The sequence below is a fragment of the Vannielia sp. SX4 genome, assembly GCF_052828525.1.
In genome coordinates, this window is record NZ_CM128247.1 from 1,520,053 (window position 1) to 1,537,580 (window position 17,528).

17 protein-coding genes are annotated in these 17,528 nt (G+C 68.1%); 9 read left to right on the forward strand and 8 right to left on the reverse strand.

All coding sequences use genetic code 11. The annotated features are described in order from the left end of the window. Positions 1 to 2 precede the first annotated feature (2 nt). The 4 genes from mrdA to ACUXVX_RS07540 are packed head-to-tail and all read right to left on the reverse strand — an operon-like array spanning position 3 to position 4,443. The gene (gene mrdA, locus ACUXVX_RS07525; protein ID WP_446311044.1) at positions 3 to 1,919 is read right to left on the reverse strand and encodes a penicillin-binding protein 2; all 1,917 of its coding nucleotides are present in this window, start codon (positions 1,917 to 1,919) and stop codon (positions 3 to 5) included. Beyond that, positions 1,916 to 2,455, reverse strand: coding sequence for a rod shape-determining protein MreD (locus tag ACUXVX_RS07530; protein ID WP_222470166.1), 540 nt, complete (start codon positions 2,453 to 2,455; stop codon positions 1,916 to 1,918). The genes mrdA and ACUXVX_RS07530 overlap by 4 nt, the downstream gene beginning before the upstream one ends. Then, positions 2,448 to 3,365, reverse strand: a complete 918-nt coding sequence (gene mreC, locus ACUXVX_RS07535; RefSeq protein WP_222470165.1) for a rod shape-determining protein MreC — start codon at positions 3,363 to 3,365, stop codon at positions 2,448 to 2,450. Before mreC ends, ACUXVX_RS07530 begins: the two co-directional genes overlap by 8 nt. Before the next feature lie 40 nt (positions 3,366 to 3,405). Continuing rightward, positions 3,406 to 4,443 carry a rod shape-determining protein gene (locus tag ACUXVX_RS07540; RefSeq protein WP_222470164.1) on the reverse strand — a complete coding sequence of 346 codons (1,038 nt, stop codon included), beginning with the start codon at positions 4,441 to 4,443 and terminating at the stop codon, positions 3,406 to 3,408. A gap of 203 nt (positions 4,444 to 4,646) precedes the next feature. On the opposite strand from ACUXVX_RS07540, the gene ACUXVX_RS07545 reads away from it, so the two are divergent. Both ACUXVX_RS07545 and ACUXVX_RS07550 read left to right on the forward strand, forming a co-directional pair. Further along, complete coding sequence (locus ACUXVX_RS07545; protein ID WP_446311045.1) at positions 4,647 to 5,312, forward strand: DUF2161 domain-containing phosphodiesterase; 666 nt, start codon at positions 4,647 to 4,649, stop codon at positions 5,310 to 5,312. Continuing rightward, positions 5,309 to 6,295 carry a hypothetical protein gene (locus ACUXVX_RS07550; protein WP_446311046.1) on the forward strand — a complete coding sequence of 329 codons (987 nt, stop codon included), beginning with the start codon at positions 5,309 to 5,311 and terminating at the stop codon, positions 6,293 to 6,295. The genes ACUXVX_RS07545 and ACUXVX_RS07550 overlap by 4 nt, the downstream gene beginning before the upstream one ends. A gap of 69 nt (positions 6,296 to 6,364) precedes the next feature. Here the strand turns inward: ACUXVX_RS07550 and ACUXVX_RS07555 are convergent, their stop codons facing one another. The 4 genes from ACUXVX_RS07555 to ACUXVX_RS07570 form a co-directional block, all read right to left on the reverse strand. Then, positions 6,365 to 7,930 (reverse strand): 2-isopropylmalate synthase, encoded by a 1,566-nt coding sequence (locus ACUXVX_RS07555; RefSeq protein ID WP_446311047.1) that lies wholly within the window; start codon positions 7,928 to 7,930, stop codon positions 6,365 to 6,367. A gap of 87 nt (positions 7,931 to 8,017) precedes the next feature. Continuing rightward, complete coding sequence (locus ACUXVX_RS07560; RefSeq protein WP_446311048.1) at positions 8,018 to 8,149, reverse strand: hypothetical protein; 132 nt, start codon at positions 8,147 to 8,149, stop codon at positions 8,018 to 8,020. 61 nt (positions 8,150 to 8,210) lie between these two features. Continuing rightward, on the reverse strand, positions 8,211 to 8,666 hold the full coding sequence (locus tag ACUXVX_RS07565; RefSeq protein WP_446311049.1) for an NUDIX hydrolase: 456 nt from the start codon (positions 8,664 to 8,666) through the stop codon (positions 8,211 to 8,213). A gap of 58 nt (positions 8,667 to 8,724) precedes the next feature. Next, positions 8,725 to 9,933, reverse strand: coding sequence for an aminopeptidase P family protein (locus ACUXVX_RS07570; protein ID WP_446311050.1), 1,209 nt, complete (start codon positions 9,931 to 9,933; stop codon positions 8,725 to 8,727). A gap of 211 nt (positions 9,934 to 10,144) precedes the next feature. Between ACUXVX_RS07570 and ACUXVX_RS07575 the strand changes: the two genes are divergently transcribed. The 7 genes from ACUXVX_RS07575 to ACUXVX_RS07605 all read left to right on the forward strand — a co-directional run bounded on the left by ACUXVX_RS07575 (position 10,145) and on the right by ACUXVX_RS07605 (position 17,459). Continuing rightward, positions 10,145 to 11,092 carry an ABC transporter permease gene (locus ACUXVX_RS07575; RefSeq protein ID WP_446311051.1) on the forward strand — a complete coding sequence of 316 codons (948 nt, stop codon included), beginning with the start codon at positions 10,145 to 10,147 and terminating at the stop codon, positions 11,090 to 11,092. Positions 11,093 to 11,354: 262 nt separating this feature from the next. Then, positions 11,355 to 12,176: an ABC transporter permease gene (locus tag ACUXVX_RS07580; RefSeq protein ID WP_446311052.1), complete on the forward strand. Its 822-nt coding sequence runs from the start codon at positions 11,355 to 11,357 to the stop codon at positions 12,174 to 12,176. Beyond that, positions 12,173 to 13,708, forward strand: a complete 1,536-nt coding sequence (locus ACUXVX_RS07585) for an ABC transporter ATP-binding protein (protein ID WP_446311053.1) — start codon at positions 12,173 to 12,175, stop codon at positions 13,706 to 13,708. Before ACUXVX_RS07580 ends, ACUXVX_RS07585 begins: the two co-directional genes overlap by 4 nt. 340 nt (positions 13,709 to 14,048) lie before the next feature. After that, the gene (locus ACUXVX_RS07590; protein ID WP_446311054.1) at positions 14,049 to 15,500 is read left to right on the forward strand and encodes an aldehyde dehydrogenase family protein; all 1,452 of its coding nucleotides are present in this window, start codon (positions 14,049 to 14,051) and stop codon (positions 15,498 to 15,500) included. Further along, positions 15,493 to 16,239 (forward strand): SDR family NAD(P)-dependent oxidoreductase, encoded by a 747-nt coding sequence (locus ACUXVX_RS07595; protein WP_446311055.1) that lies wholly within the window; start codon positions 15,493 to 15,495, stop codon positions 16,237 to 16,239. The genes ACUXVX_RS07590 and ACUXVX_RS07595 overlap by 8 nt, the downstream gene beginning before the upstream one ends. A gap of 85 nt (positions 16,240 to 16,324) precedes the next feature. Continuing rightward, complete coding sequence (locus ACUXVX_RS07600) at positions 16,325 to 16,564, forward strand: DUF2798 domain-containing protein (RefSeq protein WP_446311056.1); 240 nt, start codon at positions 16,325 to 16,327, stop codon at positions 16,562 to 16,564. A gap of 166 nt (positions 16,565 to 16,730) precedes the next feature. Beyond that, complete coding sequence (locus ACUXVX_RS07605; protein WP_446311057.1) at positions 16,731 to 17,459, forward strand: glucose 1-dehydrogenase; 729 nt, start codon at positions 16,731 to 16,733, stop codon at positions 17,457 to 17,459. Positions 17,460 to 17,528: the final 69 nt, after the last annotated feature.

The window sequence follows — 17,528 nt, forward strand, 5'->3', positions numbered from 1 at the left end:
GCTCATGCCCTGTCGCTCGCGTCCTGCCGCAAATCTTCGCGCAGCTTCAGATCCTTGCGGATCTGCTCCACCTCCCAGCGCGACGAGCTGGGGTAGGCCTCCATCGGGGGCAGGCCGCCGTAGAGCGCCTGAAGCATCACGTCCCGCGCGATGGGCGCGGCCACGGCAGAGCCGCCGCCGCCGTGTTCGACGACGACTGAAACGGCATACTTGGGGTTGTCATAGGGGGCGAAGGCCACAAACAGCGCGTGGTCCCGCTGTTCCCACGGCACATCCTGGTTGCGGACCACGACCGAACGGACCTGGCTGGTGCCGGTCTTGCCGGCCATGGTCATCCCCTCGGCTACGATCCGGCTGCCCCGCGCGGTGCCACGGCTGGAATTCACCACATTGTACATGCCCTTGCGCACCTGTTGCAGCGCGGTGGGAGAGATATCGAGGGGCTCCAGCCCCTTCACCGGCGTCTCGCGGCCATCGACCGATTTCACCAGCCGCGGCTCGATCTGGGTGCCGCTGGCCAGCCGCGCCGCCATGACGACGAGTTGCAGCGGCGAGGCGAGCACAAAGCCCTGCCCGATCGAGGCGTTCAGGCTGTCGCCCACCACCCATTCCTGCTCATAGCGCTCGGCCTTCCACGCCTTGGTCGGCGCGATTCCCTCGGCCACGGCGCTCATCGGGATGTCATGCCGCACGCCGATCCCGAGCTTCTTGGCCATGGCCGAGATGTTCTCGATCCCCGCCTTCAGCGCCAACTCGTAGTAGTACACGTCGCAGCTTTGCTGGAGCGAGCCGTCGAGGTCCACCCAGCCGTGGCCCGAGCGCTTCCAGCAGTGAAAGCGGCGGCCCGAAACTTCCTTGTGGCCCGGGCAGTAAAAGGTCTCGCCCGCCGTGACCACGCCCGCTTCCATCGCCGCCAGCGCGGTGACCATCTTGAAGGTCGAGCCCGGCGGGTAGAGGCCCTGCGCCGCCTTGTTGGCCAGCGGGCGGTGGTCATTCTCGGTCAGGTCGCGGTAGTCGGCCACCGAGATGCCTCGGACAAAGAGGTTGGGGTCGAACGACGGCGCGGAGCCGATGGCCAGCAGGTCGCCGTTGGTGACATCCATCACCATCGCCGCGGCGCTCTCGGTGCCAAGCCGGGCCTGCACATAGTTCTGGAGCTGGCTGTCCACCGTCAGCTGCAAATCGGTGCCGGAGATGCCCTGCTGGCGGTCCAACTCGCGCATCACCCGCCCGCTCGCGTTCACCTCGATGCGCCGGTTGCCCGCCTTGCCCCGCAGCGGCTCCTCCCACTTGGATTCAACGCCGACCTTGCCGATCTGGAACTGCGGCAGCCGCAGCAGCGGGTCCGGGTCTTCGATCTTGCTGAGGTCGTAGTCGCTGACCCGGCCCACGTAGCCGATGACATGGGCGAAATCCTCCAGCATTGGATAGTGGCGCGAGAGGCCGACCTCGGGGGAGATGCCGGGCAGGGCAGGGGTGTTCACCGCCACTTCCGAGAGCTGCTCCCAGCTCAGCCGGTCGGCGATGGTGTATTCGAGGAAGGGCGAGGCCCGGCGCATCTCTTCGAGCGCCTTCTCGGCCTCTTCATCGGTCAGCGGAATGATCTTGCGCAGCCGGGCCAGCGTGTTCTCCAGATTGCCCGCATCCTCGGGCACGATAACCACGCGGTAGATCTGCTCGTTCACCGCGATCGGTCGCCCGTTGCGGTCGAAGATCAGCCCGCGCTCCGGCGGGATCAGCGAAAACTTGATCCGGTTTTCCTCGGCCAGCAGGCGGAACTCATCGGCCTGATCCACCTGCATGTAGCGCATCCGCCCGGCGAGCAGGGCCGCAAAGCCGCCCATCAGCCCGCCCATCACGAGGCCGCGCCGCGTGATCTTGCGAACGCTCTCCTCGGTATCCTTCGGCGCGCGCCTCACAGCCGGTGCCCCAGCGCATCGACCTCACCGGGCGCGGCCTTGCGCAGCCCGAAGAGCATGTGAGAGGCCGCAACGACCAGCGGATAGGTGACGATGGTGATGCCGATCTGAAGCACCGCCACGCCCAGCGGCGGGCGCGGCACCATGAAGAGGGCCAGCAGCGCCATGTTGGCCACCATCAGCCCGACCATGACCACCGCTGCCATGCCCCACTCCAGCGGAAAGGGCAGCTCGCGAGACAGCGCCTGACGGGCGCGCAGAAACTCGCAGCCCAGCAGCACCAGCAGGGTCCACAGGCCCGGCGGGCGGTGGAAGATCAGATCCGCGAGCAGGAAGACCGCCACGATCAGCGCAGGCGGCACGAAGGCCGGGCGCCGCAGCACCCATGCGAAGGTCAGCGCCAGCATCAGGTCAGGCCCCGGCAGGCCGCCCGCCGTGGTGTCGAGCGGCAGCAGCCGGAAGAAGGCGAAGAGCGCGCAAAGCGCGGCGAAGGCGGCGCGATAGCCCCAGATCCGCGTGGTGACCGGATCAACCATCCGTGCCTCCCTCGGCCTGGCTCAGCTCTTCGGGGTGGGGGATCGGGTCGGGCACCGGGGTCAGGATCAGCCCGCCGGGATCGGCGATCACCTCGGCCTCGTGGCTGCGCAGCACCCGCAAAAAGTCGAGCCGCTCGTAATCGGCGCTGAGCCGCACCCGCAGCCGCCCGTCGCGGCCCTCCACCAGCTGGCCCACCACGAGCCCCGCCGGAAACACCCCGCCATCGCCCGAGCTGACCACCCGGTCGCCGGGGCGCACGGTGTCGCGGTCCTCGATGAACTCAAGCGGCGGCGCGGCGCGGTTGTCGCCCACCAGCATCGCGTGCTGGCCCGAGGGCTGCACGGTCACCGGGATGCGGCTGGCGGCATCTGTCAACAGGATCACCCGGCTGGTCTGCTCGCCCACACCGGCGATCCGCCCCACGAGGCCAAGGCCATCCATCACCGCCCAGCCATCGCGAATGCCATCGCGGCGGCCCACGTTCAGCAGCACCGACTGGCGGAAAGGGGAGCCGCTATCGGCAATGACAACGCCGGACACCGAGGTAAGGCGCGGGTCAAGCCGCAGGTTGTTCAGCGCCAGCAGCTTGGCATTCTGCTGCTCAAGCTGAACGGCGGCCTCCTTCCAGGCCTTCATCTGCTGAAGCTCGCGACGAAGTTCCTGATTTTGCTCGTAAAGCCGGTTATAGCTCTGGAAGCTGTCGGCCATGTTGCCGACCTTCGTGGCGGGCACGCTCGCCCACTCGAAACTTGGCACCACCGCGTCGATCAGGTTGGAGCGAAACCGCTCCACTCGCGGGCTGTCGATCCGCCACAGCAGGAACAGCCCGAGGCAAAGCACCACGAGCACCGCGATCAGGATGCGCCTGACCGGGCTGACATAGTCGATGTTCGTGTCTCTCTTCGCCAAGCGGGCAGCCTTTCCGCATGGGCGGCGCCCCCCGGCCGCCTCAGCTGTCGTAGTCTATCACATGCCTGAGCTGTTTTTCATATTCCAGCGCCTTGCCGGTGCCCAGGGCCACACAATTCAGTGACTCGTCGGCCACCGAGATGGCAAGGCCGGTCTGCTCACGCAGGGCGAGGTCCAGCTCGCCCAGCAGCGCGCCGCCGCCGGTTAGCATCACGCCCCGGTCGACGATGTCGGCGGCAAGATCGGGCGGGGTGGCCTCGAGCGCGGTCATCACCGCCTCGCAGATCTGCTGCACCGGCTCGCTCAGCGCCTCGGAGACCTGCGCCTGGTTGATCTCGGTTTCCTTCGGCACGCCGTTCAGCAGGTCACGCCCCCGGATCTGCATGCTCGCGCCGCGTCCGTCGTCGGGCATCCGCGCCGTGCCGATCGAGGTCTTCACCCGCTCGGCGGTGCTGTCCCCGATCAGGATGTTGTGCTGGCGGCGCAGGTAGCTGACGATCGCCTCGTCCATCCGGTCGCCGCCCACGCGCACCGAGCGCGCATAAACGATATCGCCCAGCGAGAGCACGGCCACCTCGGTCGTGCCGCCGCCGATATCCACCACCATGTTGCCGGTCGGGTCGGTGATCGGCATGCCTGCACCGATGGCGGCTGCGATGGGCTCGGCAATGAGGCCGGCACGGCGTGCGCCTGCCGAGAGAACCGACTGGCGAATGGCACGCTTTTCCACCGGGGTCGCGCCATGGGGCACACAGACGATGATCTTCGGCTTGGTGAAGGTGGTGCGCTTGTGAACCTTGCGGATGAAGTGCTTGATCATCTCTTCGGCGGTGTCGAAGTCGGCGATGACGCCCTCGCGCATCGGCCGGATCGCCTCGATGCTGCCGGGCGTGCGGCCCAGCATCAGCTTGGCATCCTCGCCCACGGCCAGCACCTCCTTGCGCCCGCCCTTGGTGTGATAGGCCACCACGGAGGGCTCGTTCAGGATCACCCCGCGGCCCTTCACATAGACGAGCGTGTTGGCGGTGCCGAGGTCGATCGCCATGTCCGACGAAAAGAGACCGCTCAGAAAAGCCATTTCTACCTTACCCCTGCCCTCTGCCAAAGCACCTTCGGGGCACGACTCAGCCGCCCCCTCGGAACTTTCGGCTTATAGGGGCAGGGCGGGAGGCGGGACAAGGGGGGCAGGGGCCGCTCACGGCAAGTTGCCGCCGGCATCGGCCCTTGCCTCGCGGCGCGAGGCCTCTTCGCAGCGGCGCGGGATGGCGCTACTCTGCGGGCATGGCGGAGGCAAAACCAAAAGAGCAGGATCTCTACGCGCCGGTCAAATCGCTCCTCGAGGCTCAGGGCTACGAGGTCAAGGGCGAGGTGGGCGCGGCGGATCTCGTGGCGTGCCGGGATGGCGCGGAGCCGGTGGTGGTGGAGCTGAAGCTGGCGTTTTCACTGGCGCTCATCCATCAAGGAGTCGCCCGGCAGGTGCTCACCGATGCCGTCTACCTCGCCGTGCCGCGCGGGCAGGGCCGCCGCTGGTTGGCAGCAATGAAACAGCACAAGCTGCTCTGCCGCCGCCTTGGCCTCGGCCTGATCTACGTGCGCCTCACAGACGGCCACACCCAGATCGCCCTCGACCCAGCCCCCTACCAGCCGCGCAAGTCCGCCCCGCGCAAGAGCCGCCTCCTGCGCGAATTCGCCCGCCGCGAGGGCGACCCCAACGTGGGCGGCGCGGCCCGTACCTCCGCCATCGTCACCGCCTACCGGCAAGATTGCATCCGGCTCGCGACCCACCTCGCCGAACACGGCCCCTGCAAGGGCGCGGTGGTGGCCAAGGCGACCGGCGTGGAAAAGGCCACACGGATGATGGCCGATGACCATTACGGCTGGTTCGAACGGGTGGAAAAGGGAGTTTACGGGCTCACCCCCAACGGCGCGAAGGCGTTGGAGCCGTGATCCGCGCCGCACTTATTTCGCTGGCCCTCGCCATGCCGCTGCGGGCGGAACCGGTGCTCTCCATCGACATTACCGAGGCTGAAGGCGAACACTTCGGCGCCGCCATGGCCGTGGCACTGGAGGCCGGGGCTCAGGCGACCTCGCTCTCGCTTTACTGGGACGATCTCGAGCCCGACGGACCGGGCTATGCGCCCGCCTTCGACTGGCCGGCCATCGCCAACACTGTTTACCCGAAGCAGGGGCTCTCGCTCACACTGACCTTCTCGGTGATCGACACGCTGACCGACCGTCGCCGGGCCGATCTGAAGGAGCTTACATGGGACGATCCGAGGGTAACATCGGCCTTCACCGCGCACCTTGCCGAGGTGCTGGGCCGACTGGGTGATACAGACCTGCGCGCCATCGCCATCGGCAACGAAGTCGATGGGCTTTTGCAGACGCCGGCAGAGATCACCGCCTTTGCCCGCTTTCTCGCAGCCGCCCGCTCCGAACTGGCGCGGCTGCGGCCCGGCGTGCCGGTGGGCACCAAGCTCACGTTTGCCGGCCTCAGCCGCCAAGCCGAGCGCTGGCAGCCGGTGCTTGCCGAAAGCACGGCGCTCATGGTCACCTACTACCCCCTCGATGCGGGCTTTGCGGCGCGCGGCCCCGATGTGGTCGCCAGCGATCTCGCAAAACTGGAGATCGTGGCGCAGGATCTGCCGATCTATCTGCTGGAGACCGGCTACCCCAGCGCGGGCTGCAGGGCGAGCGAGGCAGATCAGGCGGCATTTTTGCGCAACCTTCTTGCCGCAAGCACCGCCACTCCGCGGATCGCGCTGGTCTCGCTGACATGGCTTTCCGACATGGCACCCGAAGAGGCCGTGTCACTGGCCAGATACTACGGCCTCACGGATCCCTGCTTCACCGCCTACCTCGGCTCCATCGGGCTGCGCCGCGCCGATGGCCGCGCCAAGCCCGCGCTCGAGTTCCTGCTGGAGCGATAGAAATGGAGGCGCCCCGGCTCCACGCCGCGCGCCCCCCGAATTCTCGCACGAAAATTCGTTGCCCCGGGCTCAACCCGCGTCCTTGTAGCTGACCTCGCGGGTGTCTTTCCCGCCAAGCTTTTCCTTGCGGACCCGCAGGCGGTTAAGCGCCGTAACGTAGGCCTTGGCGGAGGCCACCACGGTGTCGGTATCCGCCGCCTCGCCGGTGGCCAGAACGCCGTCTTCCTCCATCCGCACGGTCACCGTGGCCTGTGCGTCGGTGCCTTCGGTCACGGCATGCACTTGGTAGAGCTGCAGCCGGGCGTTATGCGGGTAGATCGCTTTCACCGCGTTGAAGGCCGCATCCACCGGGCCGTCACCCTGCGCGGTCGCCTGCTGGTCTTCGCCCGCCACCGTCAGGGTGATATCGGCCGATTGCGGCGCCTGCGTGCCGCAGACCACGCGGAGGAACTTCACCTTCAGGTATTCATCCGCCGGGTCGGTGCTGGCATCGCGCATCAACGCCACCAGATCGTCGTCGAAGACCTCTTTCTTCCGGTCGGCCAGCTCCTTGAAGCGCACGAACACGTCCTTCAACTGGTTGTCGCCCATCTCGTAGCCCAGCTCGGCCAGCTTGGAGCGCAGCGCGGCCCGGCCCGAGTGCTTGCCCATCACCAGGTTGGTGGCGCTCAGGCCCACATCCTCGGGGCGCATGATCTCGAAGTTCTCGGGGTTCTTCAGCATCCCGTCCTGGTGGATGCCGCTCTCATGGGCAAAGGCGTTCTTGCCGACGATCGCCTTGTTGGGCTGCACCGCAAAGCCGCTCACCGTGGCGACGCGGCGGGAGATGTGCATGATCTTGGTGGTGTCGACGCCGGTGGTGAAAGGCATGATGTCATGCCGCGTCTTCACCGCCATCACCACCTCTTCCAGCGCAGTGTTGCCCGCGCGCTCGCCCAGCCCGTTGATGGTGCACTCGATCTGCCGCGCGCCCGCCTCGACGGCAGCGAGGGAGTTGGCCGTCGCCATGCCCAGATCGTTGTGGCAATGGGTGGCAAAGACCACATCCGCCGCGCCGGGGATCTCGGCAATGAGGCGACGGATCAGCTCGGCGCTCTCGCGCGGGGCGGTATAGCCCACTGTGTCGGGGATGTTGATGGTGCTGGCGCCCGCCTTGATGGCGATCTCGATCACCCGGCAGAGATAGTCGAACTCGGTGCGCGTGGCGTCCATCGGGCTCCACTGCACGTTGTCGCAAAGGTTGCGTGCATGTGTCACCGTCTCGTGGATGCGCTCGGCCATCTCGTCCTGCGTCAGGTTCGGGATCTGCCGGTGCAGCGGCGAGGTGCCGATGAAGGTGTGGATGCGCGGGGATTTGGCGTGTTTCACGGCCTCCCAGCAGCGGTCGATATCCTTGAAGTTGGCGCGGGCGAGGCCGCAGATCGTGGCGTTCTGCGCGGCGCGGGCAATCTCGCTCACGGCGGCAAAATCGCCCTCGGAGGCAATCGGGAACCCCGCCTCGATGATATCCACGCCCATCTCGTCGAGCAGGCTGGCGATCTCCAGCTTCTCGGCATGGCTCATGGTAGCGCCGGGCGATTGCTCGCCGTCCCGCAGGGTGGTGTCAAAGATCAATACGCGGTTTGCGTCGGTCATCGGAAAATCTCTCTGGCTTGCTGTGCTTTTGCTCTTGGGTGCTCTGGCGCGTCTATACCTCTGAGCGGTCGCGCCGGAAAGGCACGCTCAGAGGCAGGTAAGCAGAAGAAGCAGGCCGACGAGCGGCAGGGCAACAACAGCAGCGAGGGGGAGCCGGGTGGCTTCCTCCTGGCGGGCGATGGCGATGGCCCGGGGCTGGTTGTGGCGCTCTTGCGTCATGGGGGCGAGCATACGCGGGGAATCGGAAAAGGAAAGTGAAGATTTTCCGGCTCGGCCGGGATCAGCTCGCGGGCGGTGAAATCAGGGCTTTCAGGCCGGTGGGGTAAAGCTCCGGCCCGCCGGTTTCCAGCGCATCGAAGTCAAACCAGCGGACGGTGAAGGGCAGGCCATTGTCCTCCCGCACCTCTGCCGACTCGGCCTCCAGAAGCGGGCAGGGCGGCAGGGTGATGGGCGCGGCAAAGACCACCTCATGCCCCGGCTCGCCCTCGTGGCTGTAGATGTTCTCCAGCACCACCGGCGGGCCGCTGACCGCGACCTCCAGCCCGAACTCCTCGGCCCACTCGCGCCGCAGCGCGTCTTCCCAGCGCTCGCCGAACTCCACCCCGCCACCGGGCGGGCGCACGCCCTTCAGCCGCCCGGCATCGTCGCGCACCTCAGCCGCCAGCAGTTGGCGCCCGCGCCAAGCGAGGCCGATGGCCAGAACACGAATGCGGGGGAGGGGGCGCCAGCGTGTCATGGGCGGGCCTTAGCACGCGGTGCCATCTGGGGCGAGGGCGGCTCGAAGGGCGGCGGAGCTACCCCGCGATCACGTTCCTCTCCGGCCCGTAAGGAAAGCCGGTGATGTTTTCCGCCCCGTCCTCGGTGATCACCAGAATATCGTGCTCGCGATACCCGCCCGCACCCGGCATCCCCTCTGGCACCGTCAGCATCGGCTCCATCGAGATCACCATGCCCGGCTCCAGCACCGTGTCGATATCCTCCCGGAGCTCCAGCCCTGCCTCGCGCCCGTAGTAGTGGCTGAGCACGCCGAAGGAATGGCCGTAACCGAAGCTGCGGTACTTCAGCAGGTCGCGCTCGGCGAAGAAGGCATTGAGCGCCGCCGTCACCGTTCCGCAGCGCGCGCCCGGCTTCAGCAGCCCGATCCCCAGTTCATGGGCCTCCACATTGGCCTTCCAGTAGCTCAGCGAGGCGTCATCCACCTCGCCCAAGAACAGTGTGCGCTCCAGCGCCGTGTAATAGCCAGAGATCATCGGAAAGGTGTTGAGGCTTAGGATGTCGCCCCGTTCCAGCCGCCGCGCCGTCACCGGGTTATGTGCCCCGTCCGTGTTCAGCCCCGACTGGAACCAGACCCATGTGTCGCGATACTCCGCATCCGGAAAGGCCCGCGCGATCTCGGCCTCCATCGCATCGCGGCCCGCCATCGCCACGTCGATCTCGCGCACGCCTTCGGCAATCGCCGCGCGGATCGCCTCGCCGCCGAGGTCTGCCACCCTTGCGCCCTCGCGGATCAGCGCGATCTCCGCCGCGCTCTTGATCATCCGCAGCCGCATCACCGGCACCGAGATATCCACCGAGACTGGCGCCAGATAGCTCTCCATCGCCTCGCGCTGCTGCACCGTCATGTGGTCGCCCTCGAAGCCCAGCACGCGGCCCGTGCCCGCCACATAGGCCACCGCCCGCCAGAAGTTGTCGCGCGCCCAGTCGGTATAGGTCAGCGCCTCGCCGTGGCAGCGCCGCCAGGGCTGCCCCGCGTCGATGCCCGCGCTGATCACGGTGGAGCTGCCTGCCGTCACCACCAGCCCGTAGGGCCGCCCGAAGCTGCAGTAGAGAAACCCCGAGTAGTAGGCGATGCCCGCCATCGAGGTGAAGAGCGCCACCTCGATGCCCTGCTCCGCCATCACCGCGCGCAGCTTGGCGAGCCGCGCGTCATACTCGGCGGCGGAGAAGGGCAGGGGCGCCTTTGCGCCGTTCTCGAAGCGGTAGAATGCGGGACGATCCGTCATCTCGGGGCCTTTCCGGGCCCGTCGCGGGCCCATCCGTAAAGGAATGGTCCCGGCGTTCAGGACAGGAGGGCCGCGTGGCGGGGTGACGCCATCACCCCGGGCCTGTGCCGACTATGCCACGCCATCAGGCCCACGCAAGCCCGCAGCGGCACCTGCATCCCGCGCCGTAACGCCACTTCCCCCCGCCGGATCAATCCCCTAGCGTCCCCCCATGGCCCGCTATCTCGCCTCCCGGCTGCTCTCCCTCGCCCTCTCGCTCGTCGCGGCCAGCGTGGTGATCTTCTTCATGCTCGAGGTCATCCCCGGCGATCCGGCGGCCTTCATGCTGGGCCTCAACGCCCAGCCCGAAACCGTGGCCGCGCTCCGCACCGAGCTTGGCCTCGATGGCACCACCCCAGAGCGCTACCTGCGCTGGATCACAGGGCTGGTGCAGGGCGACATGGGGGTGTCCTACACCTACCGTGTGCCGGTCGAGGGGCTCATTGCCGACCGTCTGGCCGTGTCGGCGCCGCTTGCCGCCTATGCGCTGGTACTCTCCACCCTACTGGCCATCCCGGTCGGGCTGGTGGCCGCCGCCTTCCGTGGCCGCGCGGCGGATTACGGCATCATGGGGCTGACGCAACTGGGCATCGCCGTGCCCAACTTCTGGTTCGGCATGCTTCTGGTTCTGGCCTTCGCCATCACCATCCCGCTCTTCCCCGCAGGCGGCTTTCCGGGGTGGGACACTGGCCTCTGGCCCGGCCTCAAGGCGCTGACCCTTCCGGCGGTGGCGCTGGCGCTGCCGCAGGCCTCCATCCTCGCCCGGGTCATGCGCTCGGCGCTGATCGAGGTGCTGGGGCAGGACTTCATCCGCACCGCCCGCGCCAAGGGCCTCACCCGCGCGCAGGCGCTCACCCGCCACGCGCTGCGCAACGCGCTGGTGCCGGTGCTGACCATTCTCGGCCTGCAATTCTCTTTCCTATTGGCGGGCGCGATCATCATCGAAAACGTCTTCTACCTCCCCGGCCTCGGGCGGCTGATCTTTCAGGCCATCACCCAGCGCGACCTGATCGTGGTGGAGAGCGCGGTGATGCTGCTGGTATTCGCAGTGATCTGCGTGACCTTCCTGACCGACATTGCCTACGGGCTGGCCGATCCGCGGCTGAGGAGGCGGCGGTAATGAAACACCTGCCAACGCGAGCCACGCAACCCGTGCAGCGCCTGCCCGCGGGGAGGCGCCCGCAACAGCGGTGCATGGCACTTTATGGTGCAGAGTTAGTCCTCCCTCAGAGGTCACTCCCAGCGTCACCGAAGCGCCGCCCCGTCCCGCCAAAGGCGGGCCATAGGGAGTCGGCGCACCTTTGGTGCGACGGGCGGGCAGGCGCTGCACGGCGCCTTCGGCTTGACTCCGTGCAGGCGCTCCCCATCACCGGGCTCACCCCATGAAGTTCCCCGCCCAACTCCTCATCGGTGCTGCCCTCACCGCCGTCTTCGCCGCCGCCGCGCTCCTCTCCCTTGTCTGGACGCCCCATTCCGTCCTCGACCTCGCGATTTCCAACAAGCTCGCCGCCCCCTCCGCCACCCACCTCCTCGGCACCGATCACCTCGGGCGCGACCTCACCTCCATGCTCATGGCGGGCGCACGGACCTCCATCGCCGTCGCCCTCGTCGCCGTCTCCATCGGCCTCTGCATCGGCGTCCCCCTCGGCCTCACTGCCGCCGCCAGCCGGGGCTCGCTGCTCGACGAGGTCATCATGCGCGCCAACGACCTCACCTTCGCCTTCCCCTCGCTCGTCATCGCCATCCTCATCACCGCCACCTTCGGCCCCTCGGCGCTCAACGCCATCCTCGCCATCGGCATCTTCAACATCCCCGTCTTCGCCCGCGTCGCCCGTGGCGCGGCGCTGGGTGTCTGGCAGCGCGAGTTCATCCTCGCCGCCCGCGTTGCGGGAAAATCGCGCGCCCGGATCAGCGCCGAGCATATCCTGCCCAACATCGCCAGCCTGCTCATCGTGCAGGCGACCATCCAGTTTTCTCTCGGCATCCTCGCCGAGGCGGGCCTCTCTTACGTCGGCCTCGGGGCGCAACCGCCCACGCCAAGCTGGGGCCGGATGCTGGCCGACGCGCAAACCTTCTTCTACGGCACCCCGCGCCTCGCGATGGCGCCGGCCTTCTGCATCACCGCCATGGTGCTCGGCCTCAACCTGATGGGCGACGGGCTGCGTGACATGCTCGACCCCCGCCTGCGCAGGGCCGTCCAATGATCGACCTTCGCAGCCTCTCGCTCGCCATCCACGGCAATCCGATCCTGCGCGAGGTGTCCCTCTCGCTGCCCGAGGGCCAGATCCTCGGCCTCGTCGGCGAGTCCGGTTCCGGCAAGAGCATGACCGCCCTCTCGATCATGGGCCTGCTCCCGCACGGGTCTGAAACCACCGGCGCGGCCTGCCTCGACAGAGAAGACCTGACAAGCGCCCCTGAACGCCGCCTCTGCGCGATCCGCGGCAACGAGATCGGCATGATCTTCCAAGAGCCGATGACCGCGCTCAACCCGATGCAGACCATCGGCGCCCAGGTGGCCGAAACCCTCCGCATCCACGGTGCCGCCTCCCGCTTTGAGGCCGCGCAGATTGCACGCGAAAAGCTCGACCGCGTCGGTCTCTCGGCCATCCCCGCCACCCGCTACCCTCACGAACTTTCCGGCGGCCAGCGCCAGCGGGTCTGCATCGCCATGGCCATCGCGCTCCGCCCCCGCCTGCTCATTGCCGACGAGCCGACCACCGCGCTCGATGTCACCACCCAGGCCCAGATCCTCGACCTCCTGCGCAGCCTCGTCCGCGAGGAGGGCATGGCGCTCCTGCTCATCACCCACGACCTTGCCGTGGTGGCCGACATGGCCGACGAGATCGCGGTGATGAAGGAGGGCAGGGTGGTCGAGCACGGCCCGACCGCGCAGATCCTGTGCAACCGCACCCACCCCTACACGCAGGCCCTCTTCGAGGCCTCCGGCCACCAGCCCGACCGCGCCGCCACCCGCATCGAGGAAACGCCCCTGCTGGCCGTCCGGGATGCCGTCCGCGACTACCCCACCCGCAAAGGCCCTTTCCGCGCGGTGAACAGAGTCAGCTTCACCCTCCGGCAGGGCGAATCCCTCGGCCTCGTCGGTGAAAGCGGCTGCGGCAAGTCCACCCTCACCCGCGCCATCCTCGGCCTCGACCCGCTGCAAGGCGGCACCATCGCGCTCGACGGCCAGCCGGTCACACCGCAGATGGGCTACGACCTCCGCCGCCGCCTGCAAGTGGTGTTCCAAGACCCCTACGGCAGCTTCAACCCGCGCCACCGTGTCTCCCGCCTCATCTCCGAACCCTTCCACCTCACCGGCACCCCGCCAGACCTGCGCGCCCGCATCTCCGAGGCGCTGCTGGCGGTCGGCCTGCACCCAGACGATGCCCACAAATACCCGCACGAATTCTCCGGCGGCCAACGCCAACGCATCGCCATCGCCCGCGCCCTGATCACCCATCCAGAGCTGATCGTGCTCGACGAGGCCGTCTCCGCGCTCGACGTCCAGGTCCGCGCCCGCATCCTCGACCTGCTGGCAAGGCTCCAAGCCGAGCGCGGCCTCAGCTACCTCTTCATCAGCCACGACCTCTCCGTGGTCCGCAACGTGACCGACCGGGTGCTGGTGATGAAGGCGGGCGAGATCGTGGAGCAGGGGCCCACCGAACAGGTCTTCACCCAACCTCAACACCCCTACACCCGCGCCCTCATCGCCGCCGCCCCGGTGCTCGCCGCGTAGGGCTGGAAATCTGTCCCCCGCGCCAGCCCCCCGAGCGCAGCGAGGCCACCGAAAGCCCTTCCCCCTCCGGCCGCCCCGGTTCGTGTAACTTGACCCAACAGGTCAGCGTGGCACGTGCACGGAATCAAGCCGAAAGGCGCCGTGCAGCGCCGACCCGCCCCCCGGGGCGGCGCTTCGGTGAGGCAAGCGCCTACCTCGCAGGTCGAGCTAACACGGTACCATAAAGTGCACCGCACTACCGTTGCAGGCGCCACCCCGCGGGTCGGCGCTGCACGGCTCCCGAACGCACTTCCAAACCCCGCCGCTGCCCCCTAACCTCTCCCCCGAGGGAGGCACCACCATGACAGACATCACCGCAGGCTGGTTCGACCCGTCCGAGTACCTCATCGGCGGCCACTGGCACGACGCCCCCGCCACGCTCCCCATCGAAGATCCATCCACCGGGCAGGAGATCGGTGCCATCGCCCGCTGCGGCGCCCGCGAGGTTTCCGATGCCGTCGCCGCCGCGCAAACCGCGCTTGATGGCGAATGGGGCAGCCTGACCGCCGCCGAGCGCGGCCGAATCCTCCTGCGCCTCTCCCGCCTGATCGAAGACCGCACCGAGGCTCTCGCAGTTCTCGAATCCCGCGATGTCGGCAAGCCGCTCACCCAGGCCCGCGCCGACGCCCGCGCGCTCGCCCGCTACATGGAATTCTACGGCGGCGCGGCCGACAAGATCACCGGCCAGACCATCCCCTATCTCGACGGCTACACCGTCTACACCCTGCGCGAGCCGCACGGGGTGACCGGCCATATCATCCCGTGGAACTACCCGATGCAGATCATCGGCCGCTCCGTCGGCGCGGCGCTGGCCATGGGCAACGCCTGCGTGCTGAAGCCGGCCGAAGAGGCCTGCCTCACCGCGCTCGCCTTCGCCCGCCTGGCCCAAGAGGCCGGCCTGCCCCCCGGCGCCCTCAACGTCATCCCCGGTCTCGGCGAGGAGGCCGGCGCTGCGCTTTCCGCCCACCCCGGCGTGCGCCACCTCAGCTTCACCGGCTCGGCCGGCGTCGGCACACTGATCCAGCAGGCCGCGGCCACCAACATCACGCCCGTCACCCTCGAACTGGGCGGCAAATCCCCCCAGCTCGTCTTCGCCGATGCCGACCTCGACGCCGCCCTGCCGTTCCTGCTCTCCGCCGGGCTGCAAAACGCCGGCCAGACCTGCTCTGCCTCCTCCCGCCTCCTCGTCGAGCGCCCGCTCTGGGAGGAGGCGATGGCCCGCATGGCCGAGGCCTACACCAAGCTCACCGCCGCCCCCGCGCTGGAAGACGCCAACCTCGGCCCGCTGATCTCCCACCGGCAGAAGCAGATCGTCCAGGGCTACCTCTCCCGCGACGCCGGGCTGCAACTGCTCGCCGAAGGCACCGTGAAACCCGGTGCGCCGAAAGGCGGCCACTACGTCGCCCCGCGCCTCTACGCCACCACCGACCCCACTCACATTCTCGCACAGGAGGAGGTCTTCGGCCCGGTTCAGGTGATGATCCCCTTCGACACCGAAGAGGAGGCCATCGCCATCGCCAACGGCACCGGCTACGGCCTCGTCGCCTCGGTCTGGTCCGCCAGCGGCGCCCGCCAGATGCGCCTCGCCAAGCGCCTCCGCGCGGGCCAGGTCTTCCTCAACAACTACGGGGCAGGGGGCGGGGTCGAGCTGCCCTTTGGCGGCGTTGGCCGCTCTGGCCACGGGCGCGAAAAGGGCTTCGAGGCCCTCTACGGATTTTCAACTCTCAAGACGGTGGCCGCAAAACATGACTGACATTTTCCAAGGCCGCTTTGCAGGCCGCAAGGCCATCGTCACCGGCGGCGCCTCCGGCATCGGGCTCGCCGCCGCGCTGCGGATGCAGGCAGAAGGGGCCACCGTCACCGTCTGGGACGTGAACGAAGCCGCCCTCGCCGCCGCCGAGGCGCAGGGCCTCACCCCGGCGCTGGTCGATGTGACCAACCCGGAAGGCACCGAAGCCGCCATGCAGGCCGCTGCCATGGCAATGAACGGCCTCGACATCCTCGTCTGCTCCGCCGGCATCACCGGCCCCAACGTGCCGACATGGGAGTACCCGCTGGACGACTGGCACGCCGTCACCAACCTCAACTTCCACGGCGTCTTCTACTGCAACCGCGTCGCCGCTCCGTTGATGAAGGCGGCAGGCTATGGCCGCATCGTCAACATCGCCTCCGTCGCGGGCAAGGAGGGCAACCCCAACGCCCCCGCCTATTCCGCCACCAAGGCCGCCGTCATCGGCCTCACCAAGTCGCTCGGCAAGGAACTGGCCGACACGGCGGTGACGGTCAACTGCATCGCTCCCGCCGCCGTCGAGTCCCCCATTTTCGACCAGATGACGCCCGAGTTCATCGCCTTCATGAAGTCCAAGATCCCGATGGGCCGCTTCGGCACGACCGATGAAATCTCCGCCATGATCTGCTGGCTCGCCTCGCCCGAGGCCAGCTTCACCACCGGCGCCTGCTTCGACCAGTCCGGCGGGCGGGCGACCTTCTGAGCCGCCACCGGCAGAAACCTTCCGTTCACGCGCAGCCCCTAGACTGACGGCATCCCAGCCCGCCAGCCGCCACGGGAGCGCACCCATGTCTGTCCGCCGAAGTGAAGATCTGCTGAACGCCCTGCTGCTCTCAGCCCTGATCAGCCTCGTCTTCTCGGGCCTCTTCTCCGCGCTCGACCTCGGCCTCACCCCCGGCTGGCCCGCCGCATGGGCGCGCGACTTCGCCTTCGGCTGGCCCATCGGCACCGCCCTCAGCCTCTTCCTCGGTCCCCCGATCCGTCGCCTCTCCGCCTGGCTCACGCGGGCACAGACCGGACCGCACTAACCAACCATCAAGATTAACGCGCGCCCCAAATCATTTTCTTGCTCCAAATATCTCCGGGGGTGTGGGGGCAGCGCCCCCACTCCAACGCCAGCCACCCGCGCCGCCGCCCCTTGCACCCCGCCGCCCCATGCCGTCTCATCGCCCGGAACACGAGGGAGGACAGACCATGAGACTTACCGGCAAACGTGCCATCGTCACCGGCGGCGGCTCGGGCTTCGGCGCGGGCATTGCAGCCAAGTTCGCAGCCGAGGGCGCCGAGGTGCTGGTGACCGACATCAACGCCGATGCCGCCGCAGACATCGCCACTCAGATCGGCGGGCGCGCCCTCGCGATGGATGTCGCCAGCCTCGCCGATTGGGAGGCCTGCGTGGCCGAGGCCGGCCCTGTCGATATCCTCGTCAACAACGCCGGCGTCACCCACCTTCCGGCTCCGATGGAAGAAGTCTCGGAGGAGGATTTCGACCGTGTTGCCGCGATCAACATGAAGTCCATCTACCTCTCCGCCCGCACCGTCATCGCCGGGATGAAAGCGCGCGGCAACGGCGCGGTGCTCAACATCGCCTCCACCGCCGGCCTCTCCCCGCGCCCCAAGCTAAACTGGTACAATGCCTCCAAGGGCTGGGTCATCACCGCCACCAAGGCGATGGCCGTCGAGCTTGCCCCTGCAGGCGTCCGCGTCAACGCACTCTGCCCCGTGGCCGGTGAAACCCCGCTTCTCGCCAGCTTCATGGGGGAAGACACCCCCGAGATGCGTGCCAAGTTCCTCGCCACCATCCCGCTCGGGCGTTTTTCCACCCCAGAAGACCTCGGCGCCGCAGCCGCCTTCCTCTGCTCCGACGAGGCCGGGATGATCACCGGCACCGCGCTGGAGGTCGACGGCGGGCGCTGCATCTGAGCCCGTCCACCCCGTGGTGGGCGCACGCACGCCGCTTGCCCGCCCCGCCCCCGCAGCGCTAGTCTCGCC

What these genes read in the sequence shown, in the direction of transcription:
- ACUXVX_RS07530 (WP_222470166.1), bottom strand. Translation starts at nt 2,455, where the DNA reads ATGGTTGATCCGGTCACCACGCGGATCTGGGGCTATCGCGCCGCCTTC.
- ACUXVX_RS07540 (WP_222470164.1), bottom strand. Translation starts at nt 4,443, where the DNA reads ATGGCTTTTCTGAGCGGTCTCTTTTCGTCGGACATGGCGATCGACCTC.
- ACUXVX_RS07545 (WP_446311045.1), top strand. Translation starts at nt 4,647, where the DNA reads ATGGCGGAGGCAAAACCAAAAGAGCAGGATCTCTACGCGCCGGTCAAA.
- ACUXVX_RS07555 (WP_446311047.1), bottom strand. Translation starts at nt 7,930, where the DNA reads ATGACCGACGCAAACCGCGTATTGATCTTTGACACCACCCTGCGGGAC.
- ACUXVX_RS07560 (WP_446311048.1), bottom strand. Translation starts at nt 8,149, where the DNA reads ATGACGCAAGAGCGCCACAACCAGCCCCGGGCCATCGCCATCGCCCGC.
- ACUXVX_RS07565 (WP_446311049.1), bottom strand. Translation starts at nt 8,666, where the DNA reads ATGACACGCTGGCGCCCCCTCCCCCGCATTCGTGTTCTGGCCATCGGC.
- ACUXVX_RS07570 (WP_446311050.1), bottom strand. Translation starts at nt 9,933, where the DNA reads ATGACGGATCGTCCCGCATTCTACCGCTTCGAGAACGGCGCAAAGGCG.
- ACUXVX_RS07575 (WP_446311051.1), top strand. Translation starts at nt 10,145, where the DNA reads ATGGCCCGCTATCTCGCCTCCCGGCTGCTCTCCCTCGCCCTCTCGCTC.
- ACUXVX_RS07580 (WP_446311052.1), top strand. Translation starts at nt 11,355, where the DNA reads ATGAAGTTCCCCGCCCAACTCCTCATCGGTGCTGCCCTCACCGCCGTC.
- ACUXVX_RS07585 (WP_446311053.1), top strand. Translation starts at nt 12,173, where the DNA reads ATGATCGACCTTCGCAGCCTCTCGCTCGCCATCCACGGCAATCCGATC.
- ACUXVX_RS07590 (WP_446311054.1), top strand. Translation starts at nt 14,049, where the DNA reads ATGACAGACATCACCGCAGGCTGGTTCGACCCGTCCGAGTACCTCATC.
- ACUXVX_RS07595 (WP_446311055.1), top strand. Translation starts at nt 15,493, where the DNA reads ATGACTGACATTTTCCAAGGCCGCTTTGCAGGCCGCAAGGCCATCGTC.
- ACUXVX_RS07600 (WP_446311056.1), top strand. Translation starts at nt 16,325, where the DNA reads ATGTCTGTCCGCCGAAGTGAAGATCTGCTGAACGCCCTGCTGCTCTCA.
- ACUXVX_RS07605 (WP_446311057.1), top strand. Translation starts at nt 16,731, where the DNA reads ATGAGACTTACCGGCAAACGTGCCATCGTCACCGGCGGCGGCTCGGGC.